The following is a 16282-nucleotide window of genomic DNA, read 5'->3' as shown; positions in this document are numbered from 1 at the left end:
AAAAGATTCAATTAAATCCATAGTAATAAAATAATGTAAAAAATCATCTGATGAAAGTGAGGCAACATAAGGTGAAAGCAACTGGTATTGTTCGTCGAATTGATGATTTAGGAAGAGTGGTTATTCCAAAGGAAATCCGTAGAACTCTCCGAATTCGTGAAGGAGATCCATTAGAAATTTTTGTGGATCGCGATGGAGAAGTGATTCTTAAAAAGTATTCACCAATTAGTGAATTAAGTGATTTTGCGAAAGAATATGCAGAGGCCTTATATGACAGTTTATCCTGCCAGGTGTTAATCTGTGATCGGGATGCGGTTATCTCTGTTGCAGGTGGATCCAAAAAGGATTATTTGAATAAAAACATCGGTGAAAAAGTGGAAAAAGTAATGGATGATCGAAATCCACTCCTAGTAACGCAAAAGGGACAAGCGGCCCTTGTGGAAGGAGTAGAAGAGGAGTTGGCCTCTTATACTGTTTCACCAATTATTGCAAATGGGGATCCGATTGGAGCAGTTATCCTATTCTCTAAAGACCGAACTCTAGGTGAAGTGGAACAAAAGGCAGCAGAAACTGCTTCTGGGTTTTTAGCTAGACAAATGGAACATTAAAAAACGAACGTTACATACAAAAGGTATGTACTACGATCCCGATCCTTTTTTAAAGAAGCAGTCATTCCTGCTTCTTTTTTTTCTGTTATGCTATAATACATAGGATTTGAATAAATGAGGTAGGTTGAAAAAATTGCCTTTTGATAACTCAAGATTATTACTTAAGGGAGCATTTATTTTAACAATTGCGGCAACTATTACAAAAATATTAAGTGCCGTTTATCGTGTTCCCTTTCAAAATATAGTTGGTGATATTGGATTTTATATTTATCAACAGGTGTATCCAATTTATGGTCTAGCGATTGCATTAACCACATATGGTTTTCCTGTTATCATATCAAAATTAGTTGCTGAAGCTGAAGCCACTAAGGAAATGGATAGTCGTCAGATCGTTTATATATCTTTCCTGCTAATTGGTATATTTGGACTTTTTACTTTTTTGTTCGTCTTCTTTGGCTCCGATTTTATAGCAGGTTGGATGGGAGATAAGCAATTAACATCATTGATAAAAATCGTATCCTTTTCATTTTTGCTTGTGCCATTTATCTCTACGATTCGCGGTTATTTCCAAGGGAAAGGGAACATGATGCCGACTGCAATTTCACAAGTGCAAGAGCAGTTCATTCGGGTAATCTTTATCCTTTTACTAGCGTCTATTTTAGTGAAGAATGGTTCTTCCCTTTATAAAGTTGGAAGCGGCACAGTATTAAGTTCTATTATTGGCAGTTCAGCAGCGTTGATAACGTTATTCATTTTTTACTTTCGACATAAAGGAAGTAATGTGCAGTTTCGTACAAGCGGATTTACATTCGTAGCCAAAAGGTTGTTGATACAAGGGCTGGCTATATGTATTAGTGGGGCACTTCTTATTTTGTTCCAGTTTGTTGATTCACTAAATATTTATTCTTTATTAGTTAAATCGGGTATGGAAATTGACCAAGCGAAGGGACTAAAGGGGATATATGACAGAGGGCAGCCGTTAATTCAATTAGGTACAGTCGTTGCGACATCTTTTTCCTTAACACTTGTACCGGCATTGACCTCAAGTAGAACATCAATAGGGGAAGCTGACTTTTTTGATAAAATTGGATTGGCTATAAAAATTAGTGTAATTGTCGGATTAGGAGCAACAGTAGGCATCATTTGTATCATGGAACCAACAAACATCATGTTGTTTTCTACTAACGATGGTACGAAAGTTCTTCAAGTTTTTTCAATTTCAATACTCTTCAGCTCAATGATTTTAACGATGTCCGGTATATTACAAGGAATAGGATTAATTAAGGATTCGGCGATATATGTGCTTATCGGAGTGGCTGTGAAGTATTTTGGAAACTATTTATTCATTCCTAAATATGGGACAATAGGGGCCAGTTTATCAACAGTTATTGCCTTAATAGTAATCTTAGTATTGTGTATATATAAGCTAAAAAAGATGGGTATACAATTATTAGCTTATTCTTTTTACGCAAAAGTTATTGTAAGTGCGTTATTTATGGCATTTATTTTGCGTTTTTGGACGGCCGTTTTTATCTATTTTAACCTGACTAGTAGATTATGGAGTACGATTAATGCTTTGGGCGGTGTGATGGTTGGAGGAATCGTTTATATATTCATGGTAAAGATTTTAAAACTATTAAATGAAAAAGAATTAGAGAGCATCCCATTTGGGAAACATTTTATACATACGAAGTAAAACGAAGATGGAGGATTAGTATGGCCAAACAGATCACAATTATAGGATTAGGTGCTGGAAACATGGAACAGCTCCCTCTTGGTGTGTACCGATTATTAAAGGGTGATAATAAAATTTATCTACGAACAAAGGAACATCCCGTCATTCGCGAACTTGAAGGGGAAGGTTTGACTTATACAAGTTTTGATTATGTATATGAAAGACATGATCAATTTGAAGATGTGTACCAAGAGATAACTCAACTTCTTTTGGTTGCTGCAAAAAGTGAAAATATCATTTATGGTGTTCCGGGTCATCCGCTAGTTGCTGAAAAAACCGTCCAACTATTGATAGAAGAAGGACCGAAGCAAAATATAGCGATTACGATTGGTGGAGGGCAAAGCTTTATCGACGCGCTATTTTCCGCTGTTAAAGCCGATCCAATTGAAGGCTTTCAGCTTTTAGATGGGACAGATTTACATTTACACGATATTCGCACGACGCAACACCTTATCATTGGTCAAGTATATGATGCGTATGTTGCTTCAGATGTGAAACTTACTTTAATGGAAAAATATCCGGATGACTACGAGGTAATCATTGTAACAGCAGCCGGCAGTGATAAAGAATTAATACAAAAGGTGCCTCTTTTTGAATTAGATCGACAAATTTCCTTGAATAATTTAACAAGTCTTTACATCCCTCCGATGAAAGAAATATTGCTTAAGGAATTTACCGCGTTAAGAGAGATTATTTCTGAATTAAGAGGGCCAAATGGATGTCCTTGGGATAAAAAGCAGACCCATCAATCATTGAAAAAATATTTAATTGAAGAATCGTATGAATTACTTGAAGCGATTGATGAAGATGATATTGATCATATGATAGAAGAGCTTGGGGATGTTCTTCTACAGGTCATGCTCCATTCACAAATTGGTGAGGATGAAGGAATGTTTTCTATTGACGATGTAATTGAAAGTATTTCTGAAAAGATGATTCGAAGACATCCCCATGTGTTTGGTGATCGGAATGTTTCAAATGCTGAAGAGGTTGTGAAAAATTGGAATGAAATAAAGGCGGAGGAAAAAGGCAAAGGTGAGCGGGAGACGTCTATCGTCAATCAGGCGGGAAAAGGACTACCGGCAATTATGCGAGCGTTTAATTTACAAAAATATGCAACTAAATTAGGTTTTGATTGGGATCATGCAAAGGATGCATGGGAAAAAGTTCATGAGGAAATAAAGGAATTTGAAATAGAAATGACGAATGAACATAAAGAGAATCAGCTTGAGGAGTTGGGTGATCTTTTATTTGCAATCGTTAATGCGGCTCGTCTTTTATCTATTCATCCGGAAGAAGCACTTGAAATGGCTAATCAAAAGTTTATTAGACGGTTTTCCTATATTGAAAATTATGTAAAGAATAGCGGAAAACCTTTTCAAGCATTCACATTAGATGAATTAGACCGCATTTGGAATGAAGCGAAAGTCAAAGGATTATAAAAGAGCGACGTTAAGATTTTAAATGGGGTGATATACATGTCAACAATGCGTTTAGATAAGTTTTTAAAGGTATCGAGGTTAATTAAGAGAAGAACATTAGCAAAAGAGGTAGCAGATCAGGGGAGAATCACAATAAATGGTATAACTGCAAAGGCAAGTTCGAATGTAAAGGTGGGAGATGAATTACAGGTTCGTTTTGGGCAAAAGCTTGTTACGGTAAAAATTACAAATCTCCAGGAATCTACACGTAAAGAGGATGCGGCAAATATGTATTCTATCCTTAAGGAAGAACGAATAAATGTAGAACAATAGTAGGTTAACCAAAAAGTATTTTTATATGGTACTTTTTGGTTAACCTTTATTTTTTAGTATCCCCCTGTATAAGTTTTTAAAAAGAGGAAAGTTCTTTTTTTTAAAAGCTTGTCATACATATAATACAAAGCTTGTTCAATTAATTTAGAACTGCGTAATGAAAGTGGGGGAGTTTTTTGAATCAATATTATGATAGTTCACCAAATAGTAAATCGACAACAACCCAAGAACATGACGTGATGATGAGAGGGAGGAAACTCTTAGATATTACTGGCGTTAAACAAGTGGAAAGTTTTGATAATGAGGAATTTTTACTCGAAACAGTTATGGGCTTTTTATCGATTCGTGGTCAAAATCTGCAAATGAAAAACCTGGATGTTGATAAAGGGGTCGTATCCATTAAAGGAAAGGTTTTCGATTTAGTCTATTTAGATGATCATCATGGAGAGAAAGCTAAAGGATTCTTTAGCAAAATATTTCGATGAGCTTGGCTACTCAATTTTATACCATGCTTGCCATGATCTCCATGGGAAGCTTTTTTGGTGCCACCCTTGACACGTATAATCGATTTTTAAAGCGAAGTGTGAGGAAGCGTTGGATTGTTTTTATTCATGATGTCATGTTTTGGTTATTGCAAGGCTTACTGATATTTTATATTTTGTTTTTGGTGAACTTTGGGGAAATCCGTTTTTACATTTTTGTTGCACTAGTCTGTGGTTTTGCTGCTTATCAAGCGTTAATGAAAACAACCTATCTTAAGCTATTGGAAACAATTATTAATATTACAATAGCAATCGTTTCATTTCTTAAAGACTTATTTACAACCATAATATACAATCCCTTAAAATGGATGATTATTTTATTTATTACGATTTTAGTCGGAATAGGAAAAGGTTCATATTCCCTTGTACAATTTATTCTTAAGATGATATTATTAATGGTAAAGATTCTATTTAAACCAATTATTTGGATTTGCAAAACTTTTTGGCGAGTATTCCCGACATCTGTTAAAAAATATATCGAAAAATTTTATAAAGGAATTGAAGGAACTGCAAAAAAAGGAACGAATAAATTAGTAAATGGTTTTAAATTCATTTTTGGTGTTAACAGAAATAAATAAACTGGCTTATCTTTAATAAGTATGTGCTCATTACTAGAAAAGGAGGGGTAGAAATGGGTAGCAAATCTAGGCAAAAAATTATGACTATGGAAAATACGTATACAAAACAACAAGAAATAAAAGAAAGAGCATTAGCAAGGAAAAAAGTACTGCTTTTTCGTCGTTTATCGTTATTATTAATAATAACTGTTGCCTTTTCTTATATCTTAATTTCCACTCTTATTTCTAGGAATGATCTTCTTAAGGAAAAGAAACAAGAAAAGGTAAAGTTGGAAAAGACTATAGCAAAATTGGATAAGAAAAAGTCGCTATTAAAGGATGAAGTAGTAAAATTGAACGATGATGAATATATAGCAAAGCTTGCAAGAAGCGAATATTTTCTTTCACAAGATGGGGAAATCATTTTTAATATTCCGGAGCCAAAAGAAAAAGAAGAAGAAGATGAGTTATATTGACACCCTTTTTTGTCGTTGGCTATAATATATAGTAAGGTTTATTTTTTATCTTATTAAGGAGGAAAACATTTTTTATGTCAATCGAAGTAGGCAGCAAGTTACAAGGAAAGGTAACAGGCATCACAAATTTTGGAGCGTTTGTAGAATTACCAGAAGGCTCAACTGGACTTGTTCATATTAGTGAAGTCGCTGATAATTATGTTAAAGACATTAACGAGCATTTAAAAGTCGGCGATGAAGTACTGGTAAAAGTGATCAATGAGAAGGATGGTAAAATTGGTCTTTCTATACGAAAAGCGAAAGAACAGACACAAAGCCAAACACACAGACCTCGCCAAAATAAGCCCAATAATAACTTCCGTACAAAGGAAAATTTTGAGCAAAAAATGGCGCGCTTCTTAAAGGATAGTGAAGATCGATTATCATCATTAAAGAGAAATACTGAATCAAAACGTGGTGGCCGTGGTGCTAGACGAGGCTAACTTGCTGTCTATTCCTATATAGCAGGTTGAACGTGAAAAAAGGCAGGACTGTATTGGACAGTTCTGCCTTTTCTATTTTCCTATTTAAAAATGAATTAAAAGAACCGGCAAATTTGCCGGTTCTTTTTCTTAGATGACCCGTACGGGATTCGAACCCGTGTTACCGCCGTGAAAGGGCGGTGTCTTAACCGCTTGACCAACGGGCCAAATCATTGCTGTCTGACCAAGGCGCTTTTCGCCTTTCTTAGTAGCGGCGGAGGGGATCGAACCCCCGACCTTACGGGTATGAACCGTACGCTCTAGCCAGCTGAGCTACACCGCCATATTAATAGATCTCTTTAAAAAGCACAATGTCTATGATACATAGGGAATTTAAATATGTCAATATATTTTTGTTCCTTTTGTCGGTTTCTATAGATTTTCAACTTAATGCGCCATTTTTTGAGGTTTTTACTTTTTTACAAAAAATGAAAGATACGTAGAAGATCACATTATAAAGGACTTCTACGTATCTTTACCAAATAGAAATAATCTATAAAGGTTCAAAACTTGTATAGTTATTAAAGTTTTCGCTGAAAGGAGTCGAACTTTTCTTACAATTTGCTCCTCTATTTTGACAAAGTTTGATGCTTGTCCATTTTATAATGGAAAGCAACGAATACGAATAGGGAGTGTGTAAAAATGGCGAAGGTGAATCAAAGCTTTTTTGAACCTGGGCACAATGTTGATTTGCATGAAACAAAAGTCGAGTTTTCAGAAGGATTAAGACGTTTTCAATTAAAATTAAATCTTTTATTTTTACAGAAGGGAATCGTTTTATTATTAATAGGATTTTTACTTGGACGGGCAATGATACTATCTCACTTAACACCTTTTTCATTACCGTTTTTTGCATCCGTTTATATGATGAGACGAAAAAAAGCTCCGATTGTTTTAATTGGACTAGCAGTTGGTGCTTTAACGGTTTCAATGGGAAACTCCTTTTACACATTACTGTCGGGAATATTTTTTCTTGTTACATATAAAACATTTAGCAAATTTCATAAGGATGAGATCAGAGCCATTCCGTACTACGTATTAAGCATTTCGTTTATTTCAAAATGTTGCCATTTCTATATCATCCAGCATCAAAATTTTACCATGTATGATAGTATGATGGCGGCTGTTGAAGCTAGTCTATCATTTATACTTACTCTTATTTTTATGCAGAGTATTCCATTATTATCACTAAGAAAAAGAAAAAAAACATTAAAAACAGAAGAAGTGGTTAGTTTAATTATTTTATTAGCCTCTGTGTTAACAGGTACGATTGGTTGGACGATGTATGATTTGTCCATTGAGCATATTTTATCAAGATATTTAGTACTTCTTTTTGCCTTTGTAGCGGGAGCAACAGTTGGTTCAACAGTTGGGGTAGTGACGGGACTTATTTTTAGCTTAGCGAATGTTTCTAGCTTTTATCAAATGAGTTTACTGGCCTTTTCTGGTTTATTAGGCGGTCTGTTAAAAGAAGGGAGGAAGATAGGGACGGCAATTGGCCTGCTTATTGCAACATTGCTTATCGGAATGTATGGGGAAGCAAAAACTCCATTAATCGTTAACATCTATGAATCAGCTGTAGCAATATTCCTTTTGTTTTTAACGCCTCAAAGTTTGACAGCTAAACTTGCTAAACATATCCCTGGAACAAATGAACATACACAAGAACAACAACAATATATAAGAAAAATAAGAGATATTACAGCCAATCGAGTGGAACAGTTCTCGTCTGTTTTTCAGGCACTATCAAAAAGTTTTTCACAATATGACCAATGGAGAGACCATGATGGGGAAGAACGTGAAATCGATTATTTCTTAAGCAATGTTACAGAAAAAACATGTCAAACCTGCTTTAAAAAGGAGCAGTGCTGGGCAAAAAACTTTAATAAGACATATGATTTAATGAAAAAGGTGATTCATGAAACAGAAAATGGGGATGGGGTAATACCACATAGGGTGCATCGTGAATTCGATAAACATTGTACAAAGGCAAAAAAAGTAGAGGATGCGATCTTACAAGAATTAACGTTCTATCAAGCAAATCAAAAGTTAAAACTGCAAGTTAAAGAAAGTAGAAAACTTGTAGCTGAACAGTTGCTCGGGGTTTCTGAAGTAATGGGCGATTTTGCAAAAGAAATTCAACGAGAACGTGAAAATCATCATAAACAAGAGGAAATGATATTGGATGCCCTTCAGGATTTTGGGATCGATATTGAACACGTAGAAATTTATAGTTTAAATGTGGGGAATGTAGATATTGATATGACGATTCCGTATTGTAACGGTCATGGTGAATGTGAAAAAATAATTGCTCCTTTGCTTTCTGATATTCTAGGGGAAACCATTGTTGTACAGAAGGAAGAATGTGCATCTTATCCAGATGGTTTCTGTTATGTAACGTTTCGCTCGGCTCAAGCGTTTGTCGTCGAAACAGGTGTTGCACATGCAGCTAAAGGCGGAGGATTCGTTTCAGGTGATAGTTACTCTACGATCGATTTAGGCACGCGTAAATATGCCGTTGCGATAAGTGATGGAATGGGAAATGGGGAACGTGCCCATCATGAAAGCAATGAAACATTGCGGCTTTTACAAACTATTTTACAATCCGGCATTGAAGAAAAGGTAGCAATTAAATCTGTTAATTCAATTTTGGCTTTACGAACGACGGATGAGATTTTTTCAACACTTGATCTAGCGATGATTGATCTACAAAATGCTAGTGTAAGGTTTTTAAAAATAGGCTCTACGCCAAGCTTTATTAAACGGGGGGATAAAGTAATAAAAGTAGAATCAAGTAATTTACCAATGGGAATTATTCAAGAATTCGACGTAGATGTAGTATCGGAGCAGCTTAAAGCCGGAGATCTTTTAATCATGATGAGTGATGGAATTTTTGAAGGGCCAAAACATGTAGAAAATTATGATTTGTGGATGAGAAGGAAGATCCGGGAAATTGAAACGAAAGACCCTCAAGAAATAGCGGACTTAATAATGGAGGAGGTAATTCGTACACGCTCAGGGTTGATAGAGGATGATATGACAATTGTAGTTTCCAAAGTGGAACATAATACACCTAAATGGGCATCGATACCAACCGGAAAACTTAAAACAATGATTTCCTAAACTAGCAGGTGTTAATAGAATAGAAAATTCCTAAAGTATAAAATCTTTCCTAATCGTCGAAAATGGTTGTAGGAATACGAAAATTAGTTTAGCGATTGATTTAGGAGGGGAAAATTTTGAAAACAGGTACGTTAAAACAAATTTTATTAATTACTGATGGTTGTTCCAATCAAGGTGAAGACCCAGTAGCAATGGCAGCACTTGCAAATGAACAAGGTATTTCCGTTAATGTAATTGGTGTAGTAGAAAACGATGTAATTGATGAAAAGGGCATGAATGAAATTGAAAATATTGCAATGTCGGGTGGTGGTGTGAGTCAAATTGTTTATTCGCAAACTTTATCCCAAACGGTACAAATGGTAACTAGAAAAGCGATGACCCAAACATTACAAGGTGTAGTAAACAAAGAATTAAAACATATCTTAGGAAAATCTGTAATGATTGACGAACTTCCTCCTGATCAAAGAGGAGAAGTGATGGAAGTAGTCGATGAATTAGGTGAGACGGTTGATTTGGAATTGCTAGTTCTTGTCGATACGAGTGCAAGTATGAAGCATAAACTACAGACCGTCAAAGAAGCCTTATTAGATTTATCATTAAGCCTAAATGCAAGAATGGGAAATAATCAATTTTCTGTCTTTGTATTTCCCGGGAAAAAGAAAGATGTCGAAAAATTGTTGGACTGGACGCCTAAATTGGAATCTTTAACAGGGGTTTTTTCCAAGCTAACTGTCGGAGGAATAACACCAACAGGACCAGCAATGAAAGAAGCTTTGGCTCATTTTAACAAAAAACGATCTTTAAGGGGATTGCTTTCAAATGATGATGAACAATACTTTGAAGAATCAATATAGTTTTCCTTCAGGAACGATTGTCTATGGAAAGTGGCATCATAATCGTTACACGATCGTTAGGGAGCTTGGATCGGGTGCCAACGGAATTGTTTATTTGGCTAAAAGTCAAAACAGTTTTGTCGCATTAAAAATGAGTGATAACTCAATGTCGGTTACTTCTGAGGTTAATGTTCTAAAAGCATTTAAGAAGGTCCAAGGGTCAACCCTCGGGCCTTCTTTATTAGATATTGATGACTGGGAAATGAAGACAAAGAAAATTCCTTTCTATGTTATGGAATATATACAAGGTCCCAATTTGTTAACTTTCATTCAAACAAAGGGTCATTCATGGACCGGTGTATTAATTCTTCAATTATTAAATGATCTCCATCGTCTCCACCAAGAAGGATGGGTGTTTGGAGACTTAAAGCCGGAAAATCTTATTATTACAGATTCCCCTACCAAAATTCGTTGCATTGATGTTGGAGGAACAACTATGCAAGGAAGGGCAATAAAAGAATTCACAGAGTTTTTTGATCGAGGATATTGGGGAGCTGGAACAAGGAAAGCAGAACCATCTTATGATTTATTTGCAGTGGCTATGATAATTATTAACTTATCCTTTCCTTCAAGATTCACTAAAAAAGGTGATGGCTTAGATCAATTAATAAAGATTGTTCAAATGAATTCGGAATTGAATAAATATCGCAATATTCTAATAAAAGCATTGAAGGGTGAATACGGTACAGCACAAGAAATGCGAAAAGATCTATTAAGAGCACTGTCAAATGATTCTGATGGCATACATAAACGAAAGACCGTTCAAAAAAGCAAAACGAAAGCTGCAAGGAAACCCATTAATCGAACAAGGCAGGGAAAACGAAAACAAAAAAAGACCACTCGTGTATTTGAAACAGTTTGTATAGTGTTGATCGTCTCTTTCCTCTATTTTTTATATATTTATGGCCAGTTATTGTAGTGAGTATGATTAAAAAATTTTTTCGCAAATTAATCGATTATGGAATTTTTTTATTGGTACAATGAAAAGTATAGAATTATCCAAGTAAAAAGATTGGAAAGTTACTATTCATTATGAAAAGGAACGAGTTTAATGCTTGTGTTTGAAAAGAAATTAGCTGATTTTGTTAAAAGGAATAATCTGTTAAAATATGGCGATTCTCTTCTAGTTGGGGTATCGGGTGGACCGGATTCTATTGCCTTGCTTCATTACCTACATCACAAAAAAACGAAATATCATCTTTCAATTATGGCAGCACATGTTGACCACATGTTAAGGGGGAATGAATCATATAATGACCTTAAGTTTGTTCAAAGTCTTTGTAAGCAATGGGATATTCCATGTGAAACGGTTCGGATAAATATTCAGGAAAAAATGGTACATGAACAAAAAGGATTTGAAGAAACAGCTCGAATATATCGTTATCAATTTTTTGCGGATATAATGAAGAGACATCATCATCACAAACTGTTATTAGGTCACCATGGAGATGATCAGATTGAAACGATATTAATGAGATTAACACGTGGAAGTACCGGAAAGGGAAGAGCGGGTATTCCACTTACGCGCCCTTTTGCTAATGGACAAATTGTAAGACCCCTCCTTTGTTTAACTAAGCAGGAGATTGAAGAATATTGTCATTTTTATGGATTACAGCCGCGAAGGGATCCAAGCAATCAAGATCAAGATTATACGAGAAATCGTTATCGATTGAATATTTTGCCGTTTTTAAAAAGAGAAAACCAACACGTCCATGAACATTTTCAGCGTTTTAGTGAGGAAATAACAGAAGATGAGGATTATTTACAGGAATTAACGCTGTTAAAAATGAATAAGCTATGGAATAAAAATGAAAATGAAATTACGATAGAAATTCCCTTGTTCAATGCAATGCCTTTGCCTTTACAAAGAAGAGGGATTCAACTAATATTAAACTATCTTTACAAAGAAAATCTTTCTAATACGACTACCCATCATACTGACGCTATTCGAGACTTATTGGCAGATCAAAAACCATCAGGTCAACTGGATCTTCCATTAGGTTTAAAAGTAAGAAGGTCATATCAAAAATGTATATTCTCTTTTAAACAGGAGTGGCCAACTCATACATATGAATTAAAATTATTTAAAGATAATGAGAAAAATCTACCTAATGGATATTTTATGAAATTAACTGAAGGAAAGGTATATGAACTTCAAGATGATGAAATATATCTACAGTTAGATGAAGCTCAACTCCCGTTAATTATTAGAAACAAAAGAATTGGCGATCGAATGAGGGTAAAAGGACTAAATGGAACAAAAAAAGTGAAGGATATATTTATTGATGAAAAAATCCCGAAAGACAAAAGGGAAGATTGGCCGATTGTCACTGATAATAAAGGCAAAATTTTATGGATACCAAATTTAAAAAAATCCAGCTTTTGTTTTTTGCCAAATCCGGAGCAATCTTGTTACATCTTACAATACTCAAAGCAAACAACTCCTAGGGGGCAAGCATTTCAAATGAAACAGGATATTGAAAAGATATTAATTAGTGAAGAAGAAATCCAAAAGAAAACAAAGGAATTAGCCGAAGAACTAACAATTGAATATAAGGATCGTTTCCCTTTGGCGATTGGTGTTTTAAAAGGTGCAACATTGTTTATGTCAGATTTATTAAAACAAGTGGATACATATTTAGAAATGGATTTCATGGATGTATCTAGCTATGGAAAATCGATGGTATCTTCAGGAGAAGTGAAAATTTTGAAGGATTTAGATACTTCTGTTGAAGGTAGAGATATTTTAATCATCGAAGATATCATTGATAGTGGGCTTACATTAAGCTATTTAGTTGAGTTATTCCGTTATCGTAAGGCAAAGTCCATCAAAATTGTTACTTTATTAGATAAACCATCAGGCAGAAAAGCAAATATTGAAGCGGATTACGTCGGCTTCGAAGTTCCTGATGCCTTTGTCGTTGGCTATGGACTAGATTATGCTGAAAGATATCGTAATTTACCTTATATCGGTGTACTTAAGCCATCTGTGTATAACAAAGATGAATAGGTCCAAAATAAGGAAGGAAATATAAAGAAGTGAATTCAAAAAAAGAAATAGCTGTTTATATAACTGGAAAGGTAAATTGTTGTAATCTTGAGAATTTCTATGATACTATTGAATATAGTTTTTTGACCGTGGGAGGAGGTAAGGAATGAGTAGAATCTTTAGAAATACCATCTTTTATGTATTATTATTTCTCGTCCTTATTGGAATTGTAAGCTATTTTAACAATAACAATGAGTCGACAAAAGATATAACATATGATCAATTTATTTCCCATTTAGAAAAAGGGGATGTAAAAGAATTTTCATCACAGCCTGAAAGAGGTGTGTATGAAGTTCGAGGTGAACTAAAGGATGCAGAGAAAACAAAATTCGTTACTTATGTATTGAATAGCCCGTCCGCCCTTGAACGGATTGAAAAAGCAGTCGATACAAGTGGTGCGGAAATGAATAATTTACCTGCCAAAGAAACAAATGGTTGGGTTTCATTCTTCACATCAATTATTCCGTTTGTTATTATTTTCATCCTCTTCTTCTTCTTATTAAATCAAGCCCAAGGCGGCGGTGGCCGTGTAATGAACTTTGGGAAAAGTAAAGCAAAGCTTTATAATGATGAAAAGAAAAAGGTTCGTTTCCGTGATGTTGCCGGTGCGGACGAAGAGAAGCAAGAGCTAGTTGAAATAGTAGAGTTTTTAAAAGACCCACGTAAGTTTGCTGAGCTAGGGGCAAGGATTCCGAAAGGTGTTTTGCTTGTTGGACCTCCTGGAACTGGTAAGACTTTATTAGCACGTGCAGTTGCTGGTGAGGCCGGAGTTCCATTTTTCTCAATTAGTGGTTCTGACTTTGTAGAAATGTTTGTTGGTGTGGGTGCATCTCGTGTTCGTGATTTATTTGAAAATGCGAAGAAAAACGCTCCATGTATTATATTTATCGATGAAATTGATGCGGTAGGTCGTCAACGTGGTGCGGGTCTTGGTGGTGGTCACGATGAACGTGAGCAAACATTAAACCAATTACTTGTTGAAATGGATGGCTTTGGCGCAAATGAAGGAATTATTATTGTTGCAGCAACCAATAGACCTGATATTTTAGACCCCGCGTTATTACGTCCGGGACGTTTCGACCGTCAAATTACTGTAGATCGTCCAGATGTAAATGGTCGTGAAGCTGTTCTGCGTGTTCACGCAAGAAATAAGCCGTTGGATGGAGACGTTGATTTAAAAGCCATTTCTCAAAGAACACCAGGTTTTTCTGGGGCAGATTTAGAAAACCTGTTAAACGAAGCGGCGCTTGTTGCAGCTAGGCAAAACAAGAAAAAAATCGATATGTCAGATGTGGATGAAGCAACAGATAGAATAATTGCGGGTGTATCGAAGAGAAGCCGTGTTGTTTCTAAAAAAGAAAGAAAAATTGTTGCTTATCATGAGAGTGGACACACGATTATAGGGCTTGTATTAGATGAAGCGGAAATGGTTCATAAAGTAACGATCGTTCCACGGGGTCAAGCCGGAGGGTATGCGGTTATGTTGCCGAAGGAAGATCGTTATCTAATGACAAAGCCTGAACTTCTTGACAAAATTACTGGACTATTAGGTGGACGCGTTGCAGAGGAAGTTACCTTTGGGGAAGTTTCCACTGGGGCTTCAAACGATTTCCAACGTGCTACTAATATTGCGAGAAAAATGGTGACTGAATATGGAATGAGTGACAAGCTCGGACCCCTTCAATTTGGTCAATCACAAGGTGGTCAAGTATTCTTAGGTCGTGACTTTAATAATGAGCAAAACTATTCTGATAAGATTGCTTATGAAATTGATACTGAGATTCAAGATATTATTAAAGAATGTTATGAACGTGCTAGAAAGATCATCCTTGAAAATCGTGAAAAATTCACAATCATTGCAGAAACTTTGTTAGAAGTTGAGACATTAGATGCTGAACAAATCAAGCATATTTATGATCACGGTACATTGCCGGACAGAAAGACTTCTGCAACCGAACAGTTGAAATTCGATAAAGATGATTCAACTGATCCATTAAAGGTCAATATCCAAAAGAAACAGGAAGATTTCACTAAATCAGATGAGTTGAAAGATGAAGATCGACCTGAAAAATTTGGACCTACTAGAGTTCCTAACCAAGACGATAAAGGGGAACCGAAAGAATAAAATATTTCTTAAAAGGACATTGTTATTATATAATAGCGATGTCCTTTTTTTACGTTAGTAAGCAAAATTATGGTATGATGTTGGCATGTTAAATTAGAATAGTTAAAGTGGTGAAAATATGTTATTCGTATTAGACGTTGGAAATACAAATATTGTATTAGGTGTATATGATAAAGATGAACTAAAGTATCATTGGAGAGTTGAAACGAATCGTCATAAAACAGAAGACGAATATGCAATGGTGATACGATCTTTATTCCAACACGTAGGAATAGAATTTAAAGATATAAATGGAATCATTATTTCGACCGTTGTTCCACCGATTATGTATACATTAGAGAGAATGTGTAATAAGTATTTTCATGTGAAACCTCTCGTAGTTGGACCCGGAATTAAGACAGGCTTAGATATAAAGTATGAAAATCCTCGAGAGGTTGGAGCAGATCGAATCGTTAATGCTGTAGCAGGAATTAATGAATATGGCAGCCCGCTTATTATTGTTGACTTTGGTACAGCAACAACCTTCTGTTATATAAATGAGCATAGTCAATATATGGGAGGTGCTATTTCTCCCGGTATCGGAATATCAGTTGAAGCTTTATATTCAAGAGCCGCGAAACTACCGAGAATAGAAATTGCAAAAACTGATGAAATAATTGGCAAAAATACAGTTGCTGCGATGCAGGCTGGTCTTGTGTATGGCTATGTCGGTCAAGTTGAGGGTATTGTTAACCGTATGAAAGCAAACAGTAAAAAGGAGCCGATCGTCGTAGCGACCGGTGGACATGCAAATTTAATTGCTAGTGAATCTAAGGCTATTGACATTGTTGATTCATTTTTAACGTTAAAAGGCTTAAGACTAATTTATAAAAGAAATATGAATGATTGAAGGGAAGGTT

Annotated in this window: 14 protein-coding genes, 2 tRNA genes and 1 pseudogene; 15 read left to right on the top strand and 2 right to left on the bottom strand. The window is 35.4% G+C overall.

Annotated features, from left to right (window positions below; translation table 11 throughout):
• Nucleotides 1-71 precede the first annotated feature (71 nt).
• From spoVT to MKY81_RS04350, 8 genes are all read left to right on the top strand, one after another.
• On the top strand, nt 72-608 hold the full coding sequence (gene spoVT / locus MKY81_RS04385) for a stage V sporulation protein T (RefSeq protein ID WP_066232923.1): 537 nt from the start codon (nt 72-74) through the stop codon (nt 606-608).
• Between the two features lie 133 nt (nt 609-741).
• The gene (locus MKY81_RS04380; protein ID WP_341116886.1) at nt 742-2304 is read left to right on the top strand and encodes a putative polysaccharide biosynthesis protein; all 1563 of its coding nucleotides are present in this window, start codon (nt 742-744) and stop codon (nt 2302-2304) included.
• Nucleotides 2305-2324: 20 nt separating this feature from the next.
• Nucleotides 2325-3785 carry a nucleoside triphosphate pyrophosphohydrolase gene (mazG, locus tag MKY81_RS04375; RefSeq protein WP_341116885.1) on the top strand — a complete coding sequence of 487 codons (1461 nt, stop codon included), beginning with the start codon at nt 2325-2327 and terminating at the stop codon, nt 3783-3785.
• A 45-nt stretch (nt 3786-3830) separates the two neighbouring features.
• Nucleotides 3831-4097: an RNA-binding S4 domain-containing protein gene (locus MKY81_RS04370; protein WP_066233009.1), complete on the top strand. Its 267-nt coding sequence runs from the start codon at nt 3831-3833 to the stop codon at nt 4095-4097.
• Between the two features lie 176 nt (nt 4098-4273).
• Nucleotides 4274-4582 carry a sporulation protein YabP gene (gene yabP / locus MKY81_RS04365; RefSeq protein WP_066232918.1) on the top strand — a complete coding sequence of 103 codons (309 nt, stop codon included), beginning with the start codon at nt 4274-4276 and terminating at the stop codon, nt 4580-4582.
• Entirely contained in the window at nt 4579-5217 is a 639-nt protein-coding gene (gene yabQ, locus MKY81_RS04360; RefSeq protein ID WP_066232915.1) for a spore cortex biosynthesis protein YabQ, read from the top strand. The genes yabP and yabQ overlap by 4 nt, the downstream gene beginning before the upstream one ends.
• Nucleotides 5218-5270: 53 nt before the next feature.
• Nucleotides 5271-5672: an FtsB family cell division protein gene (locus tag MKY81_RS04355; RefSeq protein WP_066232912.1), complete on the top strand. Its 402-nt coding sequence runs from the start codon at nt 5271-5273 to the stop codon at nt 5670-5672.
• A gap of 74 nt (nt 5673-5746) precedes the next feature.
• Nucleotides 5747-6154 carry a S1 domain-containing RNA-binding protein gene (locus tag MKY81_RS04350; protein WP_066232910.1) on the top strand — a complete coding sequence of 136 codons (408 nt, stop codon included), beginning with the start codon at nt 5747-5749 and terminating at the stop codon, nt 6152-6154.
• Nucleotides 6155-6288: 134 nt separating this feature from the next.
• Here MKY81_RS04350 and MKY81_RS04345 read toward each other — a convergent pair.
• Nucleotides 6289-6360, bottom strand: a tRNA-Glu gene (locus tag MKY81_RS04345).
• Between the two features lie 42 nt (nt 6361-6402).
• Nucleotides 6403-6476: transfer RNA gene (locus MKY81_RS04340), tRNA-Met, on the bottom strand.
• A gap of 359 nt (nt 6477-6835) precedes the next feature.
• Between MKY81_RS04340 and spoIIE the strand changes: the two genes are divergently transcribed.
• The 7 genes and pseudogenes from spoIIE (at nt 6836) to MKY81_RS04305 (ending at nt 16272) form a co-directional block, all read left to right on the top strand.
• Nucleotides 6836-9316, top strand: coding sequence for a stage II sporulation protein E (gene spoIIE, locus MKY81_RS04335; RefSeq protein WP_108071109.1), 2481 nt, complete (start codon nt 6836-6838; stop codon nt 9314-9316).
• 116 nt (nt 9317-9432) lie between these two features.
• Nucleotides 9433-10170, top strand: coding sequence for a vWA domain-containing protein (locus tag MKY81_RS04330; RefSeq protein WP_108071108.1), 738 nt, complete (start codon nt 9433-9435; stop codon nt 10168-10170).
• Nucleotides 10139-11128 carry a protein kinase domain-containing protein gene (locus MKY81_RS04325; RefSeq protein ID WP_108071133.1) on the top strand — a complete coding sequence of 330 codons (990 nt, stop codon included), beginning with the start codon at nt 10139-10141 and terminating at the stop codon, nt 11126-11128. Before MKY81_RS04330 ends, MKY81_RS04325 begins: the two co-directional genes overlap by 32 nt.
• Nucleotides 11129-11260: 132 nt before the next feature.
• Nucleotides 11261-12556: pseudogene (gene tilS / locus MKY81_RS04320) on the top strand (tRNA lysidine(34) synthetase TilS); the annotation flags it as partial.
• A 117-nt stretch (nt 12557-12673) separates the two neighbouring features.
• Nucleotides 12674-13219 (top strand): hypoxanthine phosphoribosyltransferase, encoded by a 546-nt coding sequence (gene hpt / locus MKY81_RS04315; RefSeq protein ID WP_325949551.1) that lies wholly within the window; start codon nt 12674-12676, stop codon nt 13217-13219.
• A 145-nt stretch (nt 13220-13364) separates the two neighbouring features.
• Entirely contained in the window at nt 13365-15383 is a 2019-nt protein-coding gene (gene ftsH, locus MKY81_RS04310; RefSeq protein ID WP_108071106.1) for an ATP-dependent zinc metalloprotease FtsH, read from the top strand.
• Between the two features lie 118 nt (nt 15384-15501).
• A complete protein-coding gene (locus MKY81_RS04305) occupies nt 15502-16272 on the top strand; it encodes a type III pantothenate kinase (RefSeq protein ID WP_107920748.1) in 771 nt (256 codons plus the stop codon).
• The last annotated feature ends 10 nt before the right edge of the window (nt 16273-16282 follow it).

The sequence above is a fragment of the Heyndrickxia sp. FSL W8-0423 genome (genome assembly GCF_038009395.1).
GTDB lineage: Bacteria > Bacillota > Bacilli > Bacillales > Bacillaceae_C > Heyndrickxia > Heyndrickxia sporothermodurans.
Note: the sequence above shows the minus strand (reverse complement) of the source record. Positions and strands in the feature narration are given on the sequence as shown.

Coding starts and splice junctions, on each gene's coding strand:
- mazG (WP_341116885.1), top strand. CDS start 2,325: ATGGCCAAACAGATCACAATTATAGGATTAGGTGCTGGAAACATGGAA.
- MKY81_RS04370 (WP_066233009.1), top strand. CDS start 3,831: ATGCGTTTAGATAAGTTTTTAAAGGTATCGAGGTTAATTAAGAGAAGA.
- yabQ (WP_066232915.1), top strand. CDS start 4,579: ATGAGCTTGGCTACTCAATTTTATACCATGCTTGCCATGATCTCCATG.
- MKY81_RS04355 (WP_066232912.1), top strand. CDS start 5,271: ATGGGTAGCAAATCTAGGCAAAAAATTATGACTATGGAAAATACGTAT.
- MKY81_RS04350 (WP_066232910.1), top strand. CDS start 5,747: ATGTCAATCGAAGTAGGCAGCAAGTTACAAGGAAAGGTAACAGGCATC.
- spoIIE (WP_108071109.1), top strand. CDS start 6,836: ATGGCGAAGGTGAATCAAAGCTTTTTTGAACCTGGGCACAATGTTGAT.
- MKY81_RS04325 (WP_108071133.1), top strand. CDS start 10,139: ATGATGAACAATACTTTGAAGAATCAATATAGTTTTCCTTCAGGAACG.
- hpt (WP_325949551.1), top strand. CDS start 12,674: ATGAAACAGGATATTGAAAAGATATTAATTAGTGAAGAAGAAATCCAA.
- ftsH (WP_108071106.1), top strand. CDS start 13,365: ATGAGTAGAATCTTTAGAAATACCATCTTTTATGTATTATTATTTCTC.
- MKY81_RS04305 (WP_107920748.1), top strand. CDS start 15,502: ATGTTATTCGTATTAGACGTTGGAAATACAAATATTGTATTAGGTGTA.